General features: G+C 41.1%; 29 protein-coding genes, 2 pseudogenes and 1 riboswitch. Of the genes and pseudogenes, 20 read left to right on the plus strand and 11 right to left on the minus strand.

What is annotated here, in order from left to right; genetic code table 11:
* On the plus strand, positions 1 to 465 hold a 465-nt coding region (locus tag JCM19038_RS22985; protein ID WP_042420353.1), incomplete at its 5' end, for a hypothetical protein.
* Positions 466 to 506: 41 nt separating this feature from the next.
* On the opposite strand, the gene JCM19038_RS16885 is transcribed toward JCM19038_RS22985, so the two are convergent.
* A complete protein-coding gene (locus JCM19038_RS16885) occupies positions 507 to 1,688 on the minus strand; it encodes a PLP-dependent aspartate aminotransferase family protein (RefSeq protein WP_042420357.1) in 1,182 nt (393 codons plus the stop codon).
* 106 nt (positions 1,689 to 1,794) lie between these two features.
* Here JCM19038_RS16885 and JCM19038_RS16890 point away from each other — a divergent pair, with 106 nt between their 5' ends.
* The 11 genes from JCM19038_RS16890 (at position 1,795) to JCM19038_RS16925 (ending at position 8,569) form a co-directional block, all read left to right on the plus strand.
* Positions 1,795 to 2,070: an HU family DNA-binding protein gene (locus JCM19038_RS16890; RefSeq protein ID WP_042420360.1), complete on the plus strand. Its 276-nt coding sequence runs from the start codon at positions 1,795 to 1,797 to the stop codon at positions 2,068 to 2,070.
* Positions 2,071 to 2,209: 139 nt separating this feature from the next.
* A complete protein-coding gene (locus JCM19038_RS22030; RefSeq protein WP_081831874.1) occupies positions 2,210 to 2,356 on the plus strand; it encodes a Fur-regulated basic protein FbpA in 147 nt (48 codons plus the stop codon).
* 130 nt (positions 2,357 to 2,486) lie between these two features.
* Positions 2,487 to 2,792 (plus strand): class I SAM-dependent methyltransferase, encoded by a 306-nt coding sequence (locus JCM19038_RS21260; protein ID WP_152549491.1) that lies wholly within the window; start codon positions 2,487 to 2,489, stop codon positions 2,790 to 2,792.
* On the plus strand, positions 2,717 to 3,163 hold the full coding sequence (locus JCM19038_RS21265) for a methyltransferase domain-containing protein (protein WP_081831875.1): 447 nt from the start codon (positions 2,717 to 2,719) through the stop codon (positions 3,161 to 3,163). The genes JCM19038_RS21260 and JCM19038_RS21265 overlap by 76 nt, the downstream gene beginning before the upstream one ends.
* 59 nt (positions 3,164 to 3,222) lie before the next feature.
* Complete coding sequence (locus JCM19038_RS21270) at positions 3,223 to 3,987, plus strand: glycosyltransferase family 2 protein (protein WP_052361874.1); 765 nt, start codon at positions 3,223 to 3,225, stop codon at positions 3,985 to 3,987.
* Positions 3,984 to 4,613 (plus strand): bifunctional 2-polyprenyl-6-hydroxyphenol methylase/3-demethylubiquinol 3-O-methyltransferase UbiG, encoded by a 630-nt coding sequence (locus JCM19038_RS21275; protein WP_193745160.1) that lies wholly within the window; start codon positions 3,984 to 3,986, stop codon positions 4,611 to 4,613. The genes JCM19038_RS21270 and JCM19038_RS21275 overlap by 4 nt, the downstream gene beginning before the upstream one ends.
* 4 nt (positions 4,614 to 4,617) lie before the next feature.
* Entirely contained in the window at positions 4,618 to 5,496 is an 879-nt protein-coding gene (gene rfbA, locus JCM19038_RS16905) for a glucose-1-phosphate thymidylyltransferase RfbA (RefSeq protein WP_042420361.1), read from the plus strand.
* A 2-nt stretch (positions 5,497 to 5,498) separates the two neighbouring features.
* Positions 5,499 to 6,467 carry a dTDP-glucose 4,6-dehydratase gene (gene rfbB / locus JCM19038_RS16910; RefSeq protein WP_202963063.1) on the plus strand — a complete coding sequence of 323 codons (969 nt, stop codon included), beginning with the start codon at positions 5,499 to 5,501 and terminating at the stop codon, positions 6,465 to 6,467.
* A complete protein-coding gene (gene rfbD / locus JCM19038_RS16915; RefSeq protein ID WP_042420363.1) occupies positions 6,454 to 7,320 on the plus strand; it encodes a dTDP-4-dehydrorhamnose reductase in 867 nt (288 codons plus the stop codon). Before rfbB ends, rfbD begins: the two co-directional genes overlap by 14 nt.
* A gap of 32 nt (positions 7,321 to 7,352) precedes the next feature.
* Positions 7,353 to 7,547: a YwbE family protein gene (locus JCM19038_RS16920; protein ID WP_042420366.1), complete on the plus strand. Its 195-nt coding sequence runs from the start codon at positions 7,353 to 7,355 to the stop codon at positions 7,545 to 7,547.
* Between the two features lie 164 nt (positions 7,548 to 7,711).
* Positions 7,712 to 8,569: a LysR family transcriptional regulator gene (locus tag JCM19038_RS16925; RefSeq protein ID WP_042420369.1), complete on the plus strand. Its 858-nt coding sequence runs from the start codon at positions 7,712 to 7,714 to the stop codon at positions 8,567 to 8,569.
* A 45-nt stretch (positions 8,570 to 8,614) separates the two neighbouring features.
* Here the strand turns inward: JCM19038_RS16925 and JCM19038_RS16930 are convergent, their stop codons facing one another.
* Together JCM19038_RS16930 and thiT are read right to left on the minus strand one after the other, a co-directional pair.
* Entirely contained in the window at positions 8,615 to 9,361 is a 747-nt protein-coding gene (locus JCM19038_RS16930) for a polysaccharide deacetylase family protein (RefSeq protein WP_052361879.1), read from the minus strand.
* Positions 9,362 to 9,457: 96 nt separating this feature from the next.
* Positions 9,458 to 10,036 carry an energy-coupled thiamine transporter ThiT gene (gene thiT, locus JCM19038_RS16935; RefSeq protein WP_238554474.1) on the minus strand — a complete coding sequence of 193 codons (579 nt, stop codon included), beginning with the start codon at positions 10,034 to 10,036 and terminating at the stop codon, positions 9,458 to 9,460.
* A 68-nt stretch (positions 10,037 to 10,104) separates the two neighbouring features.
* Positions 10,105 to 10,208: riboswitch (TPP riboswitch) on the minus strand.
* A 130-nt stretch (positions 10,209 to 10,338) separates the two neighbouring features.
* On the opposite strand from thiT, the gene JCM19038_RS16940 reads away from it, so the two are divergent.
* From JCM19038_RS16940 to JCM19038_RS16950, 3 genes and pseudogenes are all read left to right on the plus strand, one after another.
* On the plus strand, positions 10,339 to 10,863 hold the full coding sequence (locus tag JCM19038_RS16940; protein WP_042420371.1) for a GNAT family N-acetyltransferase: 525 nt from the start codon (positions 10,339 to 10,341) through the stop codon (positions 10,861 to 10,863).
* Between the two features lie 41 nt (positions 10,864 to 10,904).
* Positions 10,905 to 12,711, plus strand: a pseudogene (gene ade / locus JCM19038_RS16945) (adenine deaminase).
* Between the two features lie 80 nt (positions 12,712 to 12,791).
* Positions 12,792 to 12,974 carry an SE1832 family protein gene (locus JCM19038_RS16950; protein WP_042359745.1) on the plus strand — a complete coding sequence of 61 codons (183 nt, stop codon included), beginning with the start codon at positions 12,792 to 12,794 and terminating at the stop codon, positions 12,972 to 12,974.
* 90 nt (positions 12,975 to 13,064) lie between these two features.
* Here the strand turns inward: JCM19038_RS16950 and JCM19038_RS16955 are convergent.
* The 3 genes and pseudogenes from JCM19038_RS16955 to JCM19038_RS21285 form a co-directional block, all read right to left on the minus strand.
* Positions 13,065 to 14,171: pseudogene (locus JCM19038_RS16955) on the minus strand (ABC transporter ATP-binding protein).
* 154 nt (positions 14,172 to 14,325) lie between these two features.
* Positions 14,326 to 15,189: a Cof-type HAD-IIB family hydrolase gene (locus JCM19038_RS21280; RefSeq protein ID WP_052361881.1), complete on the minus strand. Its 864-nt coding sequence runs from the start codon at positions 15,187 to 15,189 to the stop codon at positions 14,326 to 14,328.
* Positions 15,190 to 15,198: 9 nt separating this feature from the next.
* Positions 15,199 to 16,050: an STAS domain-containing protein gene (locus JCM19038_RS21285; RefSeq protein ID WP_052361882.1), complete on the minus strand. Its 852-nt coding sequence runs from the start codon at positions 16,048 to 16,050 to the stop codon at positions 15,199 to 15,201.
* A gap of 254 nt (positions 16,051 to 16,304) precedes the next feature.
* Between JCM19038_RS21285 and JCM19038_RS22990 the strand changes: the two genes are divergently transcribed.
* Both JCM19038_RS22990 and JCM19038_RS21290 read left to right on the plus strand, forming a co-directional pair.
* Positions 16,305 to 16,463 carry a hypothetical protein gene (locus JCM19038_RS22990; protein ID WP_169966017.1) on the plus strand — a complete coding sequence of 53 codons (159 nt, stop codon included), beginning with the start codon at positions 16,305 to 16,307 and terminating at the stop codon, positions 16,461 to 16,463.
* A 315-nt stretch (positions 16,464 to 16,778) separates the two neighbouring features.
* Complete coding sequence (locus JCM19038_RS21290) at positions 16,779 to 17,690, plus strand: CAP domain-containing protein (protein WP_052361884.1); 912 nt, start codon at positions 16,779 to 16,781, stop codon at positions 17,688 to 17,690.
* 41 nt (positions 17,691 to 17,731) lie between these two features.
* Here JCM19038_RS21290 and JCM19038_RS16975 read toward each other — a convergent pair whose 3' ends face one another.
* Positions 17,732 to 18,379, minus strand: coding sequence for a hemolysin III family protein (locus JCM19038_RS16975; protein ID WP_238554475.1), 648 nt, complete (start codon positions 18,377 to 18,379; stop codon positions 17,732 to 17,734).
* Positions 18,380 to 18,493: 114 nt separating this feature from the next.
* Between JCM19038_RS16975 and JCM19038_RS16980 the strand changes: the two genes are divergently transcribed.
* Positions 18,494 to 19,072, plus strand: a complete 579-nt coding sequence (locus tag JCM19038_RS16980; protein WP_042420375.1) for a nucleotidyltransferase family protein — start codon at positions 18,494 to 18,496, stop codon at positions 19,070 to 19,072.
* 34 nt (positions 19,073 to 19,106) lie between these two features.
* On the opposite strand, the gene JCM19038_RS16985 is transcribed toward JCM19038_RS16980, so the two are convergent.
* On the minus strand, positions 19,107 to 19,688 hold the full coding sequence (locus tag JCM19038_RS16985) for a cell wall hydrolase (RefSeq protein ID WP_042359748.1): 582 nt from the start codon (positions 19,686 to 19,688) through the stop codon (positions 19,107 to 19,109).
* 328 nt (positions 19,689 to 20,016) lie between these two features.
* Positions 20,017 to 20,724 (minus strand): GerMN domain-containing protein, encoded by a 708-nt coding sequence (locus JCM19038_RS16990; protein ID WP_052361886.1) that lies wholly within the window; start codon positions 20,722 to 20,724, stop codon positions 20,017 to 20,019.
* 410 nt (positions 20,725 to 21,134) lie between these two features.
* Between JCM19038_RS16990 and JCM19038_RS16995 the strand changes: the two genes are divergently transcribed.
* Together JCM19038_RS16995 and JCM19038_RS17000 are read left to right on the plus strand one after the other, a co-directional pair.
* Positions 21,135 to 21,662 (plus strand): RNA polymerase sigma factor SigX, encoded by a 528-nt coding sequence (locus JCM19038_RS16995; RefSeq protein ID WP_042420377.1) that lies wholly within the window; start codon positions 21,135 to 21,137, stop codon positions 21,660 to 21,662.
* Complete coding sequence (locus JCM19038_RS17000) at positions 21,652 to 22,887, plus strand: hypothetical protein (RefSeq protein WP_042420379.1); 1,236 nt, start codon at positions 21,652 to 21,654, stop codon at positions 22,885 to 22,887. The genes JCM19038_RS16995 and JCM19038_RS17000 overlap by 11 nt, the downstream gene beginning before the upstream one ends.
* A gap of 26 nt (positions 22,888 to 22,913) precedes the next feature.
* On the opposite strand, the gene JCM19038_RS17005 is transcribed toward JCM19038_RS17000, so the two are convergent.
* Together JCM19038_RS17005 and JCM19038_RS17010 are read right to left on the minus strand one after the other, a co-directional pair.
* Positions 22,914 to 23,801: a diacylglycerol kinase family protein gene (locus JCM19038_RS17005; protein ID WP_042420381.1), complete on the minus strand. Its 888-nt coding sequence runs from the start codon at positions 23,799 to 23,801 to the stop codon at positions 22,914 to 22,916.
* 12 nt (positions 23,802 to 23,813) lie between these two features.
* Entirely contained in the window at positions 23,814 to 24,593 is a 780-nt protein-coding gene (locus JCM19038_RS17010) for a rhomboid family intramembrane serine protease (protein ID WP_042420383.1), read from the minus strand.
* Positions 24,594 to 24,649: the final 56 nt, after the last annotated feature.

Below are 24,649 nucleotides of genomic sequence, written 5' to 3' on the forward strand. Positions count from 1 at the left end.
CCAACGGGAGCAACAGGGGTAACGGGAGACATTGGTCCAACTGGTCCAACAGGTGGCGTAGCGCCTACTGAAACCTTTGGTTTTGCTGCGAATACAGCAGCTCCTACGATCGCTGTCATTCTTGGAGGTACGAATGTTCCATTACCTGACGGTCAAAGTTTGAGCAATGTTACAGTAAGTGGTGATAATGAGACGTTCACAGTTACTGAAACGGGTAGCTATTTAATTAGCTATAGCTTACGTTATACAGTCGGATTGCTCTTAAGCTCTCAAATTACCGTTAACGGTACAGGTGTTCCTCAATCAGCAGTTGAACCAACAGTTGCACTTACAGAAGCATCTGCAGATGTAATTATTCCTTTAGCTGCAGGAGATACCGTAACATTGCAATTGTTTGGTTTAGTTGGAGCAGCAGTACTACAAGGTGGTCAAGGTGCAGGTTTGACTATTGTCCGCTTAAGTTAAGTGAAATCCCCTTGTTCAAGATGAACAAGGGGATTTTTTTATTAAGATAATTTTTGAAGTGCCTGGCGAAGATCCTTCCATATATCAGCATAATGTTCAAGTCCAACAGAAAGACGGAGCAGTGAGTCGGTAATCCCCATGCGATTACGATCTTTCAAAGCGATACTTGCATGCGTTGTGGAAGCTGGGTGTGAAATGAGTGTTTCGGCATCACCAAGACTGACTGCGAGTGGAATCATGGTAAGTTCATTTAAAAACGTAAAAACATCATTTTTATTGCCATCGATATGGAAGCTAATCATGCCACCACTGTTCATCATCTGGGTGCGGGCTAACTCATAATCGGAAAAAGAGGGGTCACCTGGAAACAACACGGTTTTTACCTTTGGGTGTTTCGCTAATCGCTTTGCAATTTTCTTAGCGTTGGCACAGTGACGATCCATACGAATGGCAAGTGTTTTCATACCGCGAAGAAGCAACCACGCATCAAATGGGCTGAGTACAGCTCCAATATTTTTTTGTGCGTACGATCGGACATCTTTTACTAATTCATGAGGACCAGCGACAACACCTGCTATGACATCACCGTGACCACCAATGTATTTCGTTGCACTATGAATAACAAGGTCGGCACCTAACGTCAACGGTTGCTGAAGATAAGGGCTAGCAAAGGTATTATCAACTGCGAGTAATAAATCATGTTTTTTTGCAAAAGCTGAAACAGCCGTAATGCTGGACATTTTCATCGTAGGGTTAATCGGTGTTTCAAGTAAAACTAATGTTGTTTTCTTTTTAAGTTTAGTTTCAACGTGTTCGAGATCGTTAAAGTCGACATACGTAAATGAGATCTTATACCGGTCTTTCATTTGTTGCAATAAGCTGTACGTCGCACCGTAGATGCCGTCAGAAGCAAGAATATGCTCCCCTGATTTTACGTGAGTAAAAAGTACAGCAGAAATTGCAGCCATCCCTGATGAGAATGCTAAGGCGCACTCTGCTCGTTCAGCAATGGCCATTCGTTCTTCAAATTGTGTGACTGTTGGGTTACCCATTCGCGTATACACATAACCTGAATCAAGACCTGCGAAACGGGCTTCCCCAATTTCAGCTTGGTCAAAGGAGAACGTACTCGTTTGATAAAGAGGCGAGGTCAAGCTTCCGAAAGGGTCATGATGTTGATCGCGACCACCGTGAATATACGAAGTTTCTTTTCGATCATTCAAAAGATAACCTCCTAAAATAAATAAAAGAATTGGCTCCTCAATGTATAAATGACAGTTTAGGTTGTAAAACTAAGAATACATTGGAAAAAATTGAGGAGGCAGGAAAATGAATAAAGCTGATTTAATTCGTGTTGTAGCAGAAAAAAGTGAGTTAACGAAAAAGCAAAGTGAAACGGCCGTGAATGCTATTTTTGAAACGATTACGGAAAACTTACAAAATGGAGAACGTGTACAGTTGATTGGCTTTGGACAATTTGAAACTCGGAAACGTGATGCAAGAAAGGTACGCAACCCTCGCACTGGTGAAGAGATTGAAGTGAAAGCGAGCATGTCTCCTGCTTTTAAACCAGGGAAGCGACTAAAACAAGCTGTAAATGTATGAGGTAATACAATAGCCTACGCTACCTAGCCTTGCATTGTTCTTCAATTTCGTGTTTGATTTTCCAACTTCTAGGTATAGATAACTAACCCAAAATGCCCTCAAGTCCATAGAGAATATATACGGAAAGGGTCGAACACGAATGACGCAGTTTGATCAAGGAATGAACAAAGACTCCCTTATGAAGGAATTGTTAGAGTTGGAAGTGTATAAGGTTGATGGGAAGCAACTTTACGAGCTAACGACGGAACAATTAGATGCTGCATATAAAGAACATTTAAGTATATAAAAGCTTGAAGACGAACTACGGTCTTCAAGCTTTTTTCATTGAAAAAAAGTTCTACATAAGTACAACTAGTCATTACATACGCTAAAGATGGTAAGCATTTGCACAAAAGTGTGGCAAGGAGGCGTGAGTGGTGAGTGATTTTTATAATCAAAAAGACGAAACGTATTATCAGTCTTACAATACAGTGCTTGTGAATTTAATTCCTGAACAGGCAAAACGAATTGTTGATATTGGATGTTCATCAGGTAGGTTAGGGGAAGTGTTAAAAGAACGGAATGGCGCCTATGTTACAGGGATTGAGCATTTAAGGAAGCCGCTACGAAAGCAAAAAAAGTACTTGATCGGGTTCATTATGGAAACATCGAAGATGAAGCGTGGCCGTATCCAGATGAAACCTTTGATGTCGTTGTTTTTGGTGATGTTCTTGAACATTTAGTCGACCCATGGGCTGTGTTACGTAAAGTCCATCCTTTTTTAGAAGAAGGTGGAGTCGTATGTGCAAGTATTCCTAACATTAATCACGTCTCCATTATTGAAGAATTGTTAAGGGGAAACTTTACGTATACGAAAATGGGGTTAATGGATCAAACCCATATGCGTTTCTTTACTGTAAATGAGATTCATAAAATGTTTGTTGAGAATGGCTTTGAATTTGAAGCTTTTCAATACATTCCTCTCGTTCAAGGGAATCAAGTTCAATTGTTAGAACGTTTAAAAGCAGTCGGTTCAGAGTTTGGAATCGACACAACAACGCTCGTTGAACGGGGAAGTGCATACCAATATGTTATGCGTGCGAGAAAAATATAATGTAGATGGTTTCACGTTCATGGGCACCTCACATAAGAATAACAAACGGAGGTGTTTAAATGATTACGAGCATTGTTGTGCTTACGTACAATGAACTTGATAAAACGAAGCAATGTATTGATAGTCTTTATAAACATACGAAGCGAGACGATTATGAATTGATCATCGTAGATAACGGTTCGAGCGATGGAACAAAAGCATACATCCAATCGTTGTCGGACGTTATTTTTATTGATAATGAGAAGAACCAAGGGTTTGCAAAAGGGTGCAATCAAGGATTGAACGTCGCCACTGGGGCCGATGTTTTGTTTTTGAACAATGATACGGTATTAACGCCGAATTGGTTAGAGCCGTTGCGAAAAGCCTTGCATGAGTCAGATCAAGTAGCCATGGTAGGACCGATGAGCAATTATGTGTCTGGGGCACAGTTAACCAGTGTTGATTATGAATCGATTGATCAACTAGATGAATTCTCGATCAGACATTGTAACCAATACAAAGGAGAGACGAAGCGTGTTCTCAGGCTAGTCGGCTTCTGTTTACTCGTAAAAAAGCAACTGCTTGATGAAATTGCAGGATTTGATGAGCGTTATACGATGGGGTCATTTGAAGATGATGATCTATCCACGCAAATGTTTACGAAAGGGTACGAATTAAAGATTGTTCAAGACTCGTTCGTTCATCATCACGGTCATGCGACGTTTCAAGCGAATCAAGATATTGATATCTATGATTTGTATGTTCGAAACAAGCAAACGTTTATCGATAAATGGGGAACTGATATTACGATGTTCATGTTCCGAGAATTGAACTTGTTAACTTGATTGCAACAAACAGTCGTAAGGTGCTTGAAATCGGTTGTGGTGCAGGCGCAACAGGGCTTGATTATCGCAACCGTAATCATGATGTTGTGATTCATGGAATTGAAGAACGTGAAATGATCGGCAAGATGGCACAAAGCCATTACGACTATGTGCAAATTCCAGACAGTTACGATCAAATTGACTTTACACAACTATCTTCTGATTATGATTCTATTGTGTTGCATAACGTCCTTGAGAAAATTGTTGATCCGTGGACATTTATTGATCAGATCAGTCAGATACTAAAGCCTGGTGGTGTACTTGTTTGTAGCGTACCAAATGTATGCCATGGGGAAGTTATGATGCAAATGTTGCAAGGCCAATGGACGTATGCACAGTCGGGAGTGCTTGAAGCACAGCATGTGCGATTTTTTACTCCATACAGCGTAGACCAATTGTTTGCTGGTAAGCCATTTCAATTGCAGCTAAAAACGTATACGCAACTCGAGCAAGATGAGCGTACGAACTTGTTTTTACAAGATGTCGAAGAAGCGGGTAGAAAGCATGGATTTCAGCTTGGCCAGTTAACTTCATTTGCAAAAATGCATCAAGTCATTTTCCAACTTAAACGAACAGGAGGAGAGTGAGGCGATGAAGGGAATTATTTTAGCTGGGGGAGACGGTACACGACTTTACCCACTCACCCGTGTCGTTTCGAAACAATTGCTTCCTGTTTACGATAAGCCGATGATTTATTATCCGTTGTCGGTTTTCATGCTCGCAGATATTCGTGAAATCTTAATTATAAGTACTCCGCAAGATACACCAAGGTTTGAACAAATGCTCGGAGACGGTTCTTCCATTGGATTAAACATTACGTACAAAGTGCAAGAAGCACCAAAAGGAATCGCTGAGGCGCTCATTTTAGGAGAGTCATTTATTGATGGTGATTCTGTAGCGTTAATTCTTGGAGATAACATCTTTTATGGAAGTCAGTTTTCTAGTGTTGTTCAGCGCGCATCTAAGTTAAAGGAAGGTGCGATTGTTTTTGGCTATCCAGTAAAACGACCAGAGCGATTTGGGGTAGTTGAAATCGACCAAAAGGGTAAAGCGATTTCGCTTGAGGAAAAGCCTGAGCAACCAAAGTCTTCGATTGCTGTTACGGGCTTATATTTTTACGATCAACAGGCCGTTCAATATGCAAAAGATATTACCCCATCTGCACGTGGTGAATTAGAGATTACAGCAGTGAATCAGCGATATCTCGATGAGGGCAAGTTGCATGTTGAACAATTAGGTCGTGGGTTTGCTTGGTTAGACACAGGAACACACCAATCGTTACTAGATGCATCGTCTTTCATTGAAACGATTGAAGAACGACAAAGTCTGAAGATTGCATGTATTGAAGAGATTGCTTATCGAAAATCGTTCATTTCCAAAGAACAGTTAAGGCAACTGGCAGAACCGCTAAAGAAAAACGCGTATGGCCAGTATTTGCTCTCAATTATTGATAACGAACGAGGAGGATGAGTATGAATGTCCTAGTTACTGGTGGAGCGGGTTTTATCGGAAGTCACTTTATTCTTCATGCTTTAGAAGAAGACCCTTCAATTACGATCGTGAATGTGGATCGGCTAACGTATGCTGCAGACCTCTCTTACCTTCAACAAGTAGAGAAAGACGGTCGATATTTGTTCGTGCAAGCTGACATTTGTGATCATGACAGGATGCTTCAGCTGGTATACGATCATCGCATTGAAGCGATCGTGAACTTCGCTGCAGAATCACACGTTGACAGAAGTATCCAAGACAGTGCTCCGTTTTTACGTACGAACATTACAGGTACCCATTCATTGCTTGAAGTGGCAAGAAAATGTGGCGGCATCCGCTATGTGCAAATTTCAACAGATGAAGTGTACGGATCACTATCTTTTGATGATTTAAGGCTGTTTACTGAACAATCCGTATTACAACCGAACAATCCTTATTCGGCTAGTAAGGCAGGTGCTGATTTACTCGTACGATCGTATTATGAGACGCACGGATTACCAGTGAATATTACACGTTGTTCGAACAATTATGGTCCTCATCAACACGCAGAGAAGTTATTGCCAACGTTAATCGAGCGTTCGAACAAACAACTGTCGTTACCGATTTATGGGGACGGTAAAAACATACGTGATTGGTTATACGTAAAAGATCATGTTCAAGCCATCTTACTCGTTCTTCAAAAAGGGACGATTGGCGACGTGTACAATATTGGCGGTACGAATGAATGGGCGAACAATGAAGTGGCAAAACACGTTCTAGACTATTTTGGTTTGCCTCATTCAAACATCTCTTATGTGTCAGATCGGCCTGGTCACGATCAAAGGTATGCAATTGATGCATCTAAAATTCAACAACAGTTAGGGTGCAGCCTCAGACAACGTTTGAGCAAGGTCTCGTTGAAACGATTGAATGGTACCTTGAAAGAGGGGATAATTCGTGAGTATCCATAAAGTACTCGTGACAGGTGCTTGTGGTCAGCTAGGCAACGCACTCGTCAAGCAATTGTTGATAGCAGGCTATAATGTTGTGCCGATGGATCGTAAGCGATGTGATGTTCGGATGCTTGAAGAAGTCTATCAGATCTTCACAAAAGAAAAACCCGATGTAGTCATTCATGCGGCAGCATATACGAACGTCGACGCTGCTGAAGAGAATATGGACGATGCTTATGCCGTGAATACGTATGGCACGAGAAATGTAGCCATTGCTGCAAAAGATGTTGGTGCACGACTCGTTTACGTCAGTACGGACTTTGTATTTGAAGGGAATCAAACGAAGCCGTATTCAGAGTTTGATCAAACAAATCCACTTACAGTATACGGGCAATCTAAACTCGCCGGTGAGTCGATGGTTGCCCATTTTCATCCTCGTTCTTATACGGTTCGTACGTCGTGGTTATATGGAGAAGATGGCCATCATTTTGTAAGTAAAATCATTCAACGAGCTCGCGAAGTAAATGAGTTGCAAGTCGTCAGTGATGAGATTGGTACGCCGACGTATACGTATGATCTCGCTAGTTTTATTCAACAACTTATGAACACAAAAGCGTACGGAACGTATCATTTTTCAAATCAAGGTAGCTGTTCACGATATGAATGGGCAAAGGAAATTATTCAATACACAAAAATAGACGTTCCAGTGCGACCAATTCAACGTAACGAGCTTCATATGAATGGTGTCCCAAGGCCATACTATTCCGTATTAGCTCACCAAGCACTACGTCTAAATGGATTCCCAAAGCCTAGACCGTGGCAAGAGGCGCTAGAGGAATATGTAAATAGGCAACACTCCTCCAATTCATGATACGATATGTGGGTGAAGGAGGAATGAACAACATGGATGGAAAAACGCGCGCAGACGTTACACCTGGTAAAGTTGTGGATATCGTATTGAAAGCCGACCAACGAACAGGTAAGACGACACAAGGGACAGTGAAAGAATTACTTACAAAGTCAAACCATCATCCGCACGGTATTAAAGTACGCTTAACTGACGGACAGGTTGGACGCGTAAAGAAAATTTACGAATGAAAAGAATAAGGCGTTCCTTGAAAAGAAAGCTGTGACTAATGCGAGGCACGCCTTGATTCAACAGAAAGTGAAGTGCATATTGCTTCAATAGGAGCAACGTATACATAGATTTGAATGCCGAAATAAAGTTAGCATTTAGCAGTATTTAAGCGAGGTGACATCCTATGAAAGACCTTCAATTACTCGTCGCGTTGGACGAATACCGCTCCATGCAAAAAGCTGCGTCTCACTTGTTTATCTCACAACCTGCGATTAGTCAGCGGTTAAAGACGATCGAAAATGAATGGGGACAAGAGTTGTTTATTCGAACGAGTGCAGGTATTGTACCGACGCCATCTGGCGAGATTGTCATTGCTCATGCCAAACTGCAACTTCAAGCGGTTCAAACAACGAAGGATCAGCTAGCGATGGTTGATTATCACGTTGCAGGTTCCTTAAAAATAGGCGTCTCATCCGTTGTTGCTCAATATGTATTACCAACCGTACTTGCAGAGTATATGACAACGTTCCCTGAAGTACGAATTGAAATGCAAACAGGGCTAAGCGAAGACTTATTAAAAGACGTCGTGCATCATCACGTTACGATTGTACGTGGCGATGAACCTTTAATTGGAATGGCGGTACAACCTTGGTTTACGGAATCATTAGCACTTGTTTATAAAGAAACGGGAATGACAGCAACGGAAGTTCTTCAGCAAAAGCCGTTCCTATCTTTTCAAACCGAACCAAGCTATCATGTGAATGTTAGAAAAGCAATCTTAAATCAATACAATGTATGGCCAGAGCGAATGCTCGAAGTGAACAACATTGGTACGTGTAAAGCATTAACGTTAGCTGGGGTTGGAGCTGCTGTTTTACCAGCATGTAGTGTGGAAGATTTAGATGAACGGTATCGGGTAGAGCTCATCCCTAACTCAGAGCGCAAGACGTGGGTTGTGTTTGAGAAAGAATATAGACAGTTACCACAAGTTGAAGCGTTTTTAACGATGTTAGAACAACAAAAAGCGAACGATTCTAGATGACTCGTTTGCTTTTTGTTTGGTCAATGACTTGTAGGTTTACGAACATTACAATCCAATTAGTTCAGAAGGAATGCCTTCATAACCACTATGAAGCAACAGCTCGCTTACAGTAACAAATTCAAAGCCTTCTTTTTCTAATTGATCGAGGATTTTATCGAGTGCTTTTACAGTTTCAGATCGGTTGCCACCTGCATCATGGAACAAGACAATGTCACCTGGATGAGAGCCAGGAGCAACGTTGTTAATGATGTTGGCTACACCTGGTCGTTTCCAATCTCTTGAGTCTTGATGCCATGACCAAATAATCGTCCGGTATCCTTCATCTGCAGCTAATTTGATGAGCCGGTCATCATAATAGCCACCGACTGAGCGGAAGAAAACAGGGCGAATTCCTGTAGCAGCGATAATGGCTTGTTCGGTTTTTTCGAGTTGTTGAAGAAATAGATCATCAGAAATTCCTTGCATACCGACATGTTCATACGTATGATTCCCGATTTCGTGTCCTTCTTCGACCCCTCGTTGTAAAAGCTCTGGATACCTTTCTGCATGTTTACCGATTACGAAAAATGTTGCTTTTGCTTGATGTTTTTGAAGTACATCCATAATTAACGGTGTATACAAGGGATGTGGGCCATCATCGAATGTAATCGCAATTAATTTTCTTTCACTTGGAACATTCCAGACGATTTCACCAGAGTCTTGCCATTCTTCTTTTGACTTTGCTTGAACGTCATTGAAGCCACTCATAAACAAAAGAAGCAAACTACACAATGCAAAAAGAATCCTTTTCATAAGCGACTCCTTTCTTTACATCTCTAGCTTATCTTGCCTGATCTTCCTTAAATCATGCGAAAAAAAGCTACTCATCAACGATGAGTAGCAACAAAATTATGAAGCAATCGGATTGTCTACTTTAGATGCAGGTAAAGCTTTCTTAAAGAAGCTCGGTTGTGCTTTACTAATTAAGAAAATGACTCCAAATGTAATAAGTGTCGCTGGAATAATATAAGATGCATTGTACACGATTGAATAAATCCAAACGTTCCATCCTTCAGGCGTGTATGCACCAAACCAGATAACACCTGAAATAATGTGCACGAATAGGCGCAAGAAGCTTGCTACAAAAAGCCCAACGATTGCCCATTTCATCGCAAGTTCACCTTTATGATTACGTAGTGTAAACAGTCCTGCAAGCCCAACGACTGCAAAGGCAACGGGGTAATCCAATAGCGCCTGTACAGGGTGGAAGATCGACGAGCCTAGAACGAGCTTTAGCGTCCCGACAAGTAATCCGGTTGCTACACCGACTTTAACACCTCGACGAAATGCCATAACAAAAATCGGCAACATCACAAGTGTTATTGATCCTCCCATTACCCAAGGACCGCTAAATTCAATACGATCAAGTATTAGTGCTAATGCAGTCATAAGAGCAATTTCGACCATGATTAACGTTCTTGTTTGCACAAAAATATCCCTTTCTGTATTTGCCACAGGGGGATGTAGGTAGGAGGTCCTAATAAAATAAATTACACGAAGGACCGTTCCCACTTCCCTACGCTGGTATGACCCAGGTCAGGTTCGAAGAGTTAGGGCAATATGAGCCCCTCTCAGTCTTGCGACACCTCTAGTGGTTTGATTTACAATTTTCATTTTTATTATAGACTAAAGATACAAAAAAACCAATATCGTTTTACTGTGTAGAGCTTTTATAAAGATGAATGATCTTTTTCGTAGAGTACATAATGAGAAGGGACTGTCTAGAATAAATGAACGTACACATTCGAGAGATTAAGCTAGAAGACGCAAAACAAGTCGCGCATGTACATGTAAGTAGTTGGAAAACGACGTATCCAGGAATCGTGCCTACTTCTTTTCTTAATCGCTTACAAGTAGATGAGAGGGCAACACTATGGGAAAGCAGAATTAACGCAGGGATGGAAATGACCTATGTTGCAAGTAATGATCAAAATGAAATTATCGGATTCATTTCAATCGGAAGAAGTAAAAACGTTCAAGCACATGCACAAGTTTATGCTTTATACTTATTGGAAGACGTACAGCGAAAAGGAATTGGTAAGGCGTTGATGAAACGAGCGATGGAGGATTTTTATGAGCAAGGGTACCAATCGTTTGTCGTAGAAGCACTTGTTGAAAATCCTTCAATGGCTTTTTATCGTGCATTGCGGCCAATTCATTATTCGTTATCGACGTTTGTCATTCATAAACGAGAGATTAAAGAGTGGGTGATGACATTTTCTGTAGCGCGTGTGCGTCAGCAATTAGCAACGTAAATCATTGGAGATTGTCCTATACATTATGAGGAGGAGTAGGAATGTATCAGCGCCAGAAACAAGAAGAGTGCCTTGTCGAGTTAAATCAAACAGCTAGAGGGGAAATGAAAGCAACGCTCGTCATTCAAAATGCAACACTTGTTAGTGTAACGACAGGTGAGCTCCTTGAAGGAAGAGATGTTGCTGTTCATCAATCACGAATTGCCTATGTAGGAAAAGACGCTTCACATACGATCGGTGACGATACGCTCGTCATCGATGCGCAAGGAAAATACTTATCTCCAGGGTTTTTAGATGGACATTGTCATATTGAAAGTAGTCAGATTACGCCTACACAGTTTGCACGTGCCGTCTTATCAAAAGGGACTACGGGTGGATTCTTTGATGCCCATGAGATTACGAATGTGCTCGGACTTGAGGGATTAAAGTTAATGCTTGAAGAAGCACGACAAACGCCAATGGCCGCATACATGCAAGTCGCTTCTTGTGTCCCATCAACAGGACCGGAGTTTGAGACGAACGGTGCTGAGATTGGACCTAATGAAGTTGCCGAAGCCTTTTCGTGGGGAGACGATATGGTTGCACTCGGTGAAGTGATGAACTTCCCAGGCGTTGTGTATGGTGACGAAAAGATGCTAGGTGAAATTCGTGAGACGTTGCTTGCAGGAAAAGTTGCTGACGGTCACTATACGTGGTCTGCAAGTGATGATGTGAAACTATCCGCTTATGTGAGCACGGGCATTAGTGGTGATCACGAGTGTACGACCGCAGAAGATGTAATTGAACGGATTCGTCTCGGTCAATACGCGAAATTACGTAGAGGTTCTGCGTGGCACGATGTGGCAGAAACGATTAAAGCTTCACAGAACATAACATCAATACGAGAAGAATGGTACTCGTCACAGACGACCGAAGTCCAGAATCACTTGTTGATGAAGGTCACATTGACTTCGTGATCCGTCATGCGATAATGCAAGGCGTTCCTCCGGTTATTGCCATTCAAATGGCAACGATTAATACTGCAGAACGATTCGGTTTATCAAATGATGTCGGTGTCATTGCTCCTGGTCGCTATGCTGACATGGTCTTACTCGAAGGCTCTTTAAATGAAATTAATGTTGAAACGACAATTGCAGCAGGTACCGTTGTTGCTAAGAACAATGAAATGGTCGTTGATTTACCAGCATTCGATTGGCCACAATCAGCAATTCAATCAGTCAAGCTTGAGCGCACGGTAGAAGCTAAAGATTTCGAAATCAATGCTCCAGTTAGCGATGGAACCGTGACGGTTCGAACGATTGGCGTACGTGAAAATCATGTCGATACGAAAGAAAAGCATGTTGATTTAAACATTCAAAAAAACAAACTCATATTGTCCGATGAAGTGTGTAAGATGTCTGTCATTGAACGACATGGTAAAAACGGTAATCAAGGGATCGGGGTACTTTCTGGTGTTGGATTTAAACAACCAGTAGCGATGGCGATGACCGTTGCTCACGACTCCCATAACTTAATGGTCATTGGAAATGACGATGAGCTTATGGCAACTGTTGCAAATGAAGTGAGTGCAATGCAAGGTGGAATTGTCGTAAGACTCATGATGAAGAAACGGTACTCCCTTTACCAGTAGCTGGGTTAATGTCGGATGCACCATTCGAAGAAGTTGCAGCAAAATCAAAAGAAATTAGTGAACACTTAGCTAAAGCAGGTTGCACGATGAACTACGCATTTATGACCTTGTCGTTATTAGCACTTGTCGTCATTCCAGACATTCGTCTTTCAGATAAAGGGCTTGTTAGAATCGGTGAACAAGGGTTCGAAAAAGTATCGTTATTTGTAACGGATTGAGTTTCGGACAATGACATTGGTAGCAATTGCCGTATGCTTATAAAGATGTTACGTTTAAAGCAGTAATTGAGGTGATCACAATGACCATTGATGAAGCAAAACAGCAGTTACAAATGTTAAAAGCCGATTATGCCCGTGTGCAAGGCGATCTAGAAAAGATCGAGTCCATCGGCGGGAATGTACGACCTGTTACGAGACAACTTAAACAACTGGAAGAAGAGATTCAAGTTGCTCGCCAAACGGTAAATGAATTAGAGCAGTAATAAATAACGTATATGGAATGACTGTCACCTCGGGGACGTTCATTCTTAACTAAACAAGCTCATGCCTATCAATAAAAGGCACGAGCTTGTTTAGTTTTCATAAGAGAGTTGTGTAATTCGTTGTTCGGTCTTGACATCAAAAAAAGTGAGCGTGTTTCATATCGACTTTGAGTTGAACCTGGTCACCTCGATTAAGGCGATGGGTCGGTTTTATAGTGACTCGTAGCTCATGTTGTTCGACTTGTGTATACATGACGGATTCAGAGCCTGTTAGTTCGATTAGATTTATCTTTGCATGAATGTGGGAAACTGAACGATCAGTCGAATCGACCAAGTACACGTGTTCTGGACGAATGCCGAGTAAGATCTCTTTTCCAATGTAGTGTTGAAGCGATTGATAAATTTCTGTAGGAACTTTAATGAACGTTTCATTGCCTACTTGAAAGTAACCGTTATGCAATTTGCCCTGTACGACATTCATTGATGGTGAACCGATAAAGCTGCCAACGAAAATATTGTTTGGGCGAAGATAGACTTCAGAAGGTGTTCCGATTTGTTGGATGATGCCATCTTTCATTACGACAATTCGACTTGCCATCGTCATCGCCTCTGTTTGGTCATGTGTCACGTAAATTGTCGTTGTTTTCAATTGATGGTGGATGTGCATAATTTCTGAGCGCATTTGTACACGTAATTTTGCATCTAAGTTTGAGAGAGGTTCATCCATTAGGAAAACTTTCGGGTTTCTAACGATTGCACGGCCGAGAGCGACGCGCTGGCGTTGGCTCCAGATAAAGCTCTAGGTTTGCGATTTAAATAATCGTCGAGTCCGAGCAAGTAACTAGCAGAATGTACTCTTTGTTTAATCATATCTTTATTGAATTTTCTTAATTTTAGTCCGAATGCAATGTTATCAAACACGTTCATGTGTGGGTATAGTGCGTAGTTTTGGAAGACCATAGCGATGTCACGGTCTTTAGGTGGCGCTTCGTTCATTAATAGATTGTCGATATAAAATGATCCTTCACTAATGGTTTCTAGTCCTGCAATCATACGTAACGTTGTTGATTTTCCACATCCTGAAGGGCCAACAAGAACGATGAATTCTTCATCTTGTACATGTAAATTAAAGTCTTTGACAACAGGAAGATCATTCTCGTAATACTTGTACAAATGTTCTAATGCGATCTTTGTCATTGTTGATTCCTCCCTTTTATAGAATACATTCAGTGTAATCGTATTTATAGTAACAACCTAGTTAAAACGATGTAAAGTTCGTAAAGAGAAGCTTACGAGTAGACGGATAAATGTTCGTCCATAAGAAAAAACCTGGTCTTAAAAGAGCCAGGTTCTAAGAAAGTATAAGGCGTTGAATGGCTTTGGCGACCCCATCTTCATTATGATGCACCGTCGTCTCATCTGTAATGCTTTTAATGTAATCGTCAGCATTTCCCATAGCAATGCTAAGGCCAGCAGCCTCAAACATCGGGACATCATTGTAATTGTCACCAATTGCAATGGTATGTTGTTGCTCAATCTTTAAGTGATTAGCCATAAACCGAATACCGCGACCTTTGTCTACATCAGGGGGCATAATTTCAAGGTTGTCTGTACCCGATGTTGTGAATTCGATATGGGGATGGCCTTCCCATGCATTCTTAATATCCTCGAGCTTTTCTGGAAACAGTGATAAAACGAGGAACTTATAAGGAATAAATGAATGCTTAGGAATGTCTTCAGGTGATGGTAATAAATTTAGACCCATCATTTGAATTTGACGATCGGCTTGTGTACGAATCGCTTGCTTAAGCTTCGTTGCATCTGAGTGAGACTCACCGTATGCTTCAAGGTCATTCAAAAAGAACTGATACGCATCTTTCGTAGCATAATGACCTTCAGACGTTCCTAAGTGAAAGTAGAATTCATGATCGTTAAGCCAATGAGCAACTTTCGTTGCAGTTTGAACATCCATACTAAATCGTTCAAGGATATTCCCATCTTTGTCAGCGATCACAGCTCCATTTCCACAAACGAAGCCGTCTGCGGCAATGCCAGCATCAGCGACAATATTCATCGCATCTGTCAAACTTCTACCTGTTGAAATGACAAACTTATGGTCTTTCTGAAGTTCTTTAATTGTCTCTGAAGTCGTTTCCGAAATGTGTCGATCAGAGTGAAGCAGCGTTCCATCCATATCAATTGCTACCATTTTCATTGACTTCACCTACTTATCTTGATGTCGGTTCTCTTCTAAATTGTAACGGTTTTCGTCTAATTTTGCAGGCTCTATGGATTGGAGGGCTTGTTCAAGTGTTAAGTAAGTACGTGTGTTTTTGAACCGGATACCAAGTCGTACGATTGTTTGTGAAAGCTCAGGGCGCATTCCAGACAGTACGACTATAATGCCGAGTAGGCGTAAGGCTTGAATAAGGTTTGATAGGTTTTGAGCGAACCAAGTATTTATTGAGTTAATTCCTGATAGGTCAATAACAATGCAAGTCAGGCTTAACTCGGTCGCTCGGTTTAAAGTTTGGTTTTGTAAGTAAGTGGAACGTTCATCGTCAAGATCGCCGATAATCGGCAGAACGGCAACTCCTTTCCAAACTGGAACGAGAGGAATTGATACGGCATACATTTCTTTACGAGTAAGTTCAATCGTCTGTACTTGAAAACTCATGTATTGACGGCAGACGCTTTCGAATAGTCCTTCCCATCTAGATGCAACATCAATAATTAGTTCAAACGCTTGCCTTGAAGATAGAATATTCATTTCGACTTTTTTTACGAGCAATTGTTGAAAGGCAGTCCGAAAAGAACGGAATAATAATAACAAGTGATCTGATGTAAATCGTTTACCTATACAGAAGTTCACGAATTGGCTTGACCATTGATCAAGGTCGATAGAAGTTGAGCCTATTATAATGTTGAACCAGTCTGTGGCGTACGGTTTAATTAAATCCCGAAATTCATCAAGGTCTCCTTGGTTATGTGAATGGAATTCATGTAACGTATCCTCGTACCATTCATCTAAATGGTCACGTAACGTAATTAATGAATACTTTGATTGGTCTTCCAAGATGTCTTCCCCCCTAATCAGAACAAAATATCATTATGAACGGTTCCCTATATCTATTGCGTTTAAACATATTTTGAGGAAGTTACTGGCTTTGTGGTAAAAATGTCTAGGAATTACGTTGGAATTTATAGAAAACTATAACCATTGTGGGAAAGTTTCAAAAGAACTGACAAAGCGCATATTTGTTTGTTAGAGTGGGTATTAATCAAGTAAGCAACAACAAAACGCAACTATTTTAAGGAGGAGAATATACAATGAACAAAAAACTATTGTACGGAATGCTCTCTGGAGTTTTTGCGGTAGGTATGCTTGCAGCATGTGGTGGAGATATGGAAGGTGAAGATCCACTAGGTGAAGACCCAGCAGGTGAAGATCCAGCAGGTGAAGTTGAAGATACGGAAGATGATCTATAAAAAAAAGTGGTGCGACGCACCGCTTTTTTTATGCCTAAATGAAGAAAACTCATGAAGATTGACGATAGATAGCAACAATAATTATAAAACGCGGGCGCAAAATATAGGGATTTTTATCCAATCCCTGTAATTGGATTGTTACACAATTTAATGGAATGTAATTGGTAATATTATGTCACTGACACGAATGAAATCTCTATGAAATGTTGCTACGTATATTTCCTTTTCATACCTGATATTGCCAGAGGAAAACCTGATATAGACCCTTTTCAACTCCGTATACACTCGGCATAATGAGTGTCGGAGGTGGAAGAAATGAAAAAATACTTATTCGCTTTATCCGCATTTCTACTTGTACCTACGGGTGCACTTGCTCAAACTGAGGAGCAGCCTAAAACGCAAAGTTTGGATCATCATAAAAACGTCATCGTGTACAAGGCTGGTCTTTGGAATGGTGAATGGAAGACGTACTCAAACTCTCATTCTATGAAAGAGTTAGAAGAGTTTGCAGCGTATTTAAGAGATCAATACAACATCTATTGCCCGCCGCTTCAAGATGAATTAGAAGAAGCACCAGAAGTGGACGAGCCAACTGAAGGTAACGAAGAAGAAGCACCAGTTGTGGACGAGCCAACTGAAGGTAACGAAGAAGAAACACCAGAAGTGGACGAGCCAACTGAAGGTAACGAAGAAGAAGCACCGGAAGTGGACGAGCCAACTGAAGGTAACGAAGAAGAAGCGCCAGTTGTAGACGAGCCAACTGAAGGTAACGAAGAAGAAGCACCAGAAGTAGATGAGCCAGAAGAGAATGAAGGATCTGATCAAGATCAATCCGTCGACCAACATGCATTTGTTCAAGAGGTAATTGACCTTACGAACGATGAGCGTACGTCTCGTGGGCTTTCACCACTTGAAGCAGACACGCAATTAAACGAAGTTGCAACAGTGAAATCAGAAGACATGAGAGACAATAACTACTTCTCTCACGATAGCCCAACTTATGGGTCACCATTTGACATGATGAACCATTATGGTGTTGAGTACCGCGGAGCAGGTGAGAACATTGCTGCGGGTCAACGTTCACCAGAAGAAGTCGTCAACGGTTGGATGAATTCTCAAGGGCACCGAGAAAACATCTTAAATGCTGACTACACACACATTGGTGTTGGATATGCTGAAGGTGGAAGTTACGGTTCTTACTGGACACAGATGTTTAACACGAAATAAATAATGAAACCCGAAGCCAAGCGGCTTCGGGTTTTTTGTACTTATAGCGGCAATACGTATCGGAAGACGGCGAAGAAGTGTGCCATAGAACCTGCAATGACGAATACATGCCATACTGCGTGGTGATAAGGGAAGCTTCGCCATACGTAAAATATGGTTCCGACTGTATAAAAAATCCCGCCTGAAAGTAAAAGCATCATGCCTGAATGCGGTAATACTGTGGCTAATGGTTGCCACACAATAACAATGATCCAACCCATACCAATATAGAAGATGGTCGATAAAAATACGAACCGTTTCACGAAAAAAGCTTTAAATGCAATGCCGATGAGGGCAATACCCCAAACAATGCCGAACAATGTCCAGCTTAGTGCTCCTTCTAAAACCAGAAAGAGAAACGGTGTATACGTACCAGCGATGAACAAGTATATGGAAGAGTGGTCAAAGATCTCGAATAAATTTTTTGTTTTCCCTTGCGGAAAACTGTGTAGTAAAGTTGAATTTACATAAAGCAACGTCATTGTTGCTCCAAAAATGGCAGCACTTACGATGTGAAGAGCTGTGCCGTTGATGGAAGCGTACACGACGAGTAAAACTAAACCTGCAATGCTAAGCAATGATCCAACGCCATGTGTAATCGCATTCGCAAGCTCTTCTCGTCTAGAAAAAATATGCGTTTGTGACGCCAAATTCCCACCCCATTTATTCTTTTCCTTCATTATAACGAAATTATAGGCTATTGAATACCGTATGCGAGTTCATTAAATTAGGAATACGGCATTTTTTAATTTGGAGGTCTTTACATGTATGAACAAAAATTAAAAGTATTGATCGAACGTGATGAGTGGATGATGGACATCCTTCAAATTGTCCAGCAATTGGAATTGCAAGATTGGTGGGTGTGTGCCGGGTTTGTTCGTTCAAAGATTTGGGATACTGTACATGCATTTACTTCGCGTACGTCTTTAGCTGACATTGATGTGATACATTTTGATAAACATGAAGAGCAAATAGGTGAGCAGATGGATCGTGAACTTGAAGATCGACTTCGCTTACTGCGACCGAATCTGCCATGGTCTGTCAAAAACCAAGTAAGAATGCATAACCGAAACGGTGTGAAGCCATATCTTTCATCGACAGATGCAATGTCAAAGTTCCCTGAAACCGCTACTTCTCTTGGGGTGTCTCTAGACAATGGCGGAAAATTAATCATCTCAGCACCACATGGACTTTCTGATGCTTTTCAGCTACATGTGAAACCTACCCCTACTTTCCTTGGTAATCAAATGCTAATGCCGATTTATAAAGCACGTCTTGCTAAGAAAAAATGGCATAAAACATGGCCACGTCTTACGTATTGGGAAACAAGTGAATACAAATAAAGCCATTTGTCTTTTGACAAATGGCTTTTCTTCGTTATTTAGCAAATACGTGTTGACCGATACGTTTTGTTTCGTCACGAGTAGCATTCCAATGGTTCGTCGCAGTGTCAGGGTTGTAGAAGAAAATCGAACCTTCACCTTGTCCTTCAAATGCGAGTGCTTCACGTGCAGCAAGCTTAGATTCATCCGCTGCTGGTTCTTCAATCGTTCCATCAAGAACAGGGCTGAATGCATAGTAGCCATTCACGACTTCATAAATCACATCTGTAATCGTATCTGGATAACGGTCGTCCGCAACACGGTTGAGAACAACTGTACCAACAGCTACTTTACCTGCATAAGGTTCACCTTGTGCTTCAGAGTGAATTAAGCGAGCAAGTAGATCCAATTCTTCGTCAGATATTGAATCTGGTAATTGCAACCGTTCACCGATTGCAAGATTCGTATCAGGCTTTCCGTTTAACTCTTGGATTTCTTGCATCGAAACTCCGTAATCAACACCGATGCTCCATAATGAATCACCATCAGTTACGGTATGCACGGAACTTGCTTGAGTTGTATTAGTAAACATAAAGAAAAATGCGAGTGGCATAAGGAAATATTTTAAACGTCTCATAAACTCGTAAAACCTCCTGTGTGATTTGTACGAGTGTTACCATAACAAGTCACTGTAATTGTTGCATTAGGAAAAAGAATCCAAAGGCCTATTGTGATTTGTCCGATGCTGTCATGTCAGCAATCGTACCTCTTTGTTACATTTGCATTACATCTATGTTATCTAAGATATATTTCCTAATAATTAGGCGAAGTGTCTAAAAGAGTCAATTTAGAAAACTTCTTCTGACATTGTTGCAGGAGGAGTGAGTCATGGGCGTAGGTAAAAAAATAAAGCGCATGGCAGTACTCCGTTGGAGTACCCATGCGCTTTTGTTTAGGGAAGCTTTTTACTCTTCAATAGAGTCATAAGAGTCTAGGTCTGTGTCCGGTGTGTAAGGTTCCGATGAATCTACATGACCGAATACAGTATCTGCACTTTCACCGTCAATTAAAACAAGCACAGACTCAAAGCCTGCTTGTTGAGCGGTGTGAGCGATTTGATTCATAATGCCAACTTCTAATCCAGAACCGACATTAAGAAAAGCGAATTCTTCTGAAAAAGATACATGAGCAACACCATCATGGTCTTCTACAGATTGTACAGAAACATCTTCATCTTCAGTAACCGAGACGAGTGATTCATGGTCAGGTCCAGTAAGCCATTGTTCTAATGCGCTCATGAGTAGTCCTTCTTGACCTTCACCGCTAATTGTATGTGTTTCTGTATACATTTCTAATACTTGATCGTCGTAGAATACGAGTTCAAAGTCTTCTTCCATCATTTCTGCTTCATCAGTATCAGCAGCTGTTTCGTCATCGGATTCAGAACTTTCTTCATCTTCTTCATCAGCTTCTTCTACAGAATCATCCGTGTCTTCATCTTCATCTATGTCTTCGTCGCCAACTTCTTCGTCATCCGTGTCTTCATCTTCAGGTTGTTCAGTCGTTGTGTCTTCTCCACCAGTTTCAGCCGGTGCAGGATCGTCCTCAGCACAAGCACTTAACATTCCTACAGTTAATAATGCTGCTGCAGAAAATTGAATCGGTCGTTTCATTCCACAATTCCTCCTTATTATGTAGCTCTCCACATATTCTAGTTTTAAATGTCATTCTTTGTCAAAGATAACCTGTACTTGTCATTTTATATATGGAATAAAAATCACTTCTTTTTCACTTTTTACGAACGAGTAAAAAAAGAAACATGCTATAATAATGGACGAACGTAATTAAAGTAGGTGAATTTATGAATCAACGTAGATCGAACCTAAAGTGGTTAGCAGGCATTTTAATGTTTGTTGCTTTATATGCTGTTGGCTATTGGGTCTTCGTCCTCGCCTTTTCATAATACAAAATTGAGCACGTTGCCGAGTAAGTGAGGTAGCGTGCTTTCTGTCATAATAAAAAATTACGGAATAAATGTGTAACGTCATAATCTAAATAACGACTACAAAGGGGAACGGTAATCGTGTATGAAACGTTCGACCGCCTTTATGAACAATATCATCAATCGTTGTTCCAGTTCATTTTCTACATGGTTCGAGATCGCCATGTTGCAGAAGAACTTGTACAAGATGTTTATATAAAAGTATTTCATTCATATGATCGCTTTGATGGAAGAAGTAATGAAAAGACGTGGCTGTTTTCAATCGCAAAACATGTCACCATTGATTATATTAGAAAAGAAAATCGTCAAAAAAGGAAATGGTTTGGCATGGTCGTCTCTGATGAAAAAATTGACATACAAGATCATCAACCTTTGCCTGAGCAAAGGACAATTGCAAAAGAAGAGCTAGAGGTTACTTACCGGGCTTTAGGGAAGTGTTCTGTAGATCAGCAACAAGTTTTGATTTTGCGATTCATTGAATCTTTTACAGTCAAAGAAACGGCAGAGGCATTAGGCTGGTCAGAAAGTAAAGTGAAGACGACACAACATCGTGCCATCTTGAAATTAAAGAAAACGTTGCGAGAGGAGGAAGAGAAGCATGAGTCATAATGGATATGAAGACGAAGAAATAATCAAGAAGTTAGAAAAGCTTCGCGGTGTAGAAGATGATCGGAATAAGAACGAGATTTATAAAAGTGTAAAAGCTGAAACGATGACACGTTCAAATCGTCCGAAGCGTGATCGTTTTAGTCGACCGGTCATTGTTGGTATGTCTTCAGCAGCAGTATTAATACTTGCTATCATTGTGATTTCTCAAGTTCCTCTCCTTCAAGATGGTAGTGAGTTATCATCACAAGGGGGAAATCAAAATGAAGATCAACAACTTGCAATTACGAGTGATGAAGAAGAGTATGATGCCACTGACAGCGAAGAAGACCAAGCGCAACATTATATAGAAGACTCGGAACAACCAGAAGAAATTGTCCCGCATGAACCTGAACAAAACGATGAATCGTATGAACGCCAAGAAGAGACGCCCGAAACAACAGAAGACGACGTTGAGTTAAATGGAGAATGGGATCATTATGATTATCCGTTAGCGGCAAGTTCAGAGAGTCCTGGGATGTACACATTGCCATTTTTGGCACCAGATGAGCAGACGGTTGTAAATGTCACATTCACGATTGACGAGCAAAGTATTCTAGATGAAATTGATACATTGCTTAACGGGGTGGACCCAGAGCAATTTGGTTTAAGGGATTCACCAATTCAACGCTTAATTCAAGAAGGAAGTATGGATCGAGTACGTGAAGCTTTACAAGAAGTAAGTCGATTTGAAACGTTTGCGACATTAGATTTACCGAGTGAAGTTGAAGAAGTGTTAAGTGCAACCACTGAAGAGCGAGACGAAGCAAATGGGTATTATTTATTGCCTGTTGAAGATCAATATGTATACCTCGTCACTGGGAAGAGCTTGGATGTTGAGCGAGAAGAGGGTCTCAGTTTCGAAGAGACGTTAAAACGCATGGAGTTGGAAGAACAAGGCGACCGATACTTTTCAGTCATTCCTGAAGAGCTTGATTTGGAATCGGTAACTGAAATTGACGAAGAACGAATTGCACTTGCATATGACGGTCTTGAGGATGTTAATGAACATGAACTCATCATGTTTGTTGAAGGTGTGTTATTAACTGCAGCAGATTATGGCTATCGTGAGATTGAGTTCGAGGGAATTGAAGATCAAGATGTTCGAGACGTCGGTCCATACACGTTAACGAATACGTTGCATCCTCCGGTTGCACCGAATTACCTCGGTCCAATCGAGTTTCACTAAAAAACACTGAGCGATCTGCTCAGTGTTTACTGTGATTCACTTGGAATACAAAACGTCACTTTGTCACCGAGTGTAATTGTAACGGGCGTTTTTCCACCGTCTTCACCGTCGATGTCTACGTTACCTTCTGGCTCAACATGCAATGTTAAGTGTTTGAGCTGATGGTGTATGAGATTGTTCTCATTTTCGTCGAATTGGTCACTAAGTTTGGCTTCCTTCCAGGCAGACACTAAGGAAAGTCCACCTTCTTTAACGATGTAGACGTTTAAATAACCGTCATCTAATTCGTGTTGTGCTGGTAATCCGATGGAACCAATGTAATTTCCGTTAGAGACGAGAATCATAACGGCTTCTCCAGTTAGATGCAAATCATCACTCGTTAATGTGTACGTATAATGAGTCGGATTCGTAACGGTTTGAAGTGCACTCCAAAAATAACTTAATCGACCGATTGTTGCTTTTAATTCCTCGTTAATGTTTTCAGATGTGTCAGCAATTAAGCCAACAGCAAAGAAATTCAAAAAGTAACGGTCATTCATTTTCGGGACGTCCACCGTTTTGGTCGTTCCGGTACATACTTGATCAATGGCCTCCTCGAGGTTCATTGATATGCCTAACGTGCGGGCAAAGTCGTTGCACGTCCCACCAGGCAAAACAGCAAGATTCGGTCTGATTTGTAACGAAGGAACGCCGTTTATACACTCATGAACCGTTCCGTCACCACCAAAGATAAACAACGTATCTACGTTTTGGCCTACTTCTTTTGCAATTTGTTCACCATCGCCAGGCTTTGAAGTAGGACAAAGTTTTAATTGGAAGCCATGTGACTCGATTTGGGCTTTAATTTGTTCAATACTTAGGTGATCATTCGCTTGACCTGCGTGCTCATTATAAATGATTGCCGCTCTTTTCATGCGCAACCTCTCCTAAACTAAGTTTGAAAGTAAGCCAATCACGACGAGAATGATAAAAACGATCCCGACAACATTCATGATGGTAGACCCTTTAATGGGCATTCGTCGTTTCTTCTTCCAACGATTCGGGTCAAATCCGATGTCATTTCCTTCTTTTCTTTCAGGACGAACGAGTGGGATTGTAAAGAAGTTCCTTGCCTTTAGTAGAAAAGGGGCGGCTAGTGCCATTCCTGCTACGAGTCCAATGATGTGGGCAAGTATATTAATTCTCGGATTAAGAAATGTTAAAATCACGCCAATGACAACCATGACTGTAACGATTTGTCTACTACTTGCGTCAATCAGTTCTTTTCTAAAGATCATCATATAAACGTACATACCGAGTAACCCGTAGATTGCGCCCGAAGCACCAACGTGACTATAGTACAACGGCTGAAGGATAAAGGTTACGATGTTCGCAATGACGGCAGTACCGAGATAAAAACTTATAAATCGCGTGCGGCCGATCATTTTCTCAAGCGGTGGACCGAACAAAAAGAGAGCAAAAGAGTTAAACAGCATGTGCATTAAGTCAGCGTGTAGAAAAATCGGTGTGATTAATCGCCACCATTGTCCTTCTGCAATCGCTAGATTTAATCCGACACCTAAATGTTGAATCCAAATCCCTGGCGGGAAAATCCCAATTTGACCAAGGAAAACAAGAAAAAATAAAACGATGTGAATGGCAATTAACGATGTCACGATTGGATAATTGCGTCTAAACGTATAGAAACTTTCATTGCGGACGAACATACAGCCACCTCAATTGTACAAGAATCGTATTTAATCTTATCATATTGTGATTCATT

This window comes from Geomicrobium sp. JCM 19038 (genome assembly GCF_000698125.1).
GTDB lineage: Bacteria > Bacillota > Bacilli > Bacillales > Marinococcaceae > Geomicrobium_A.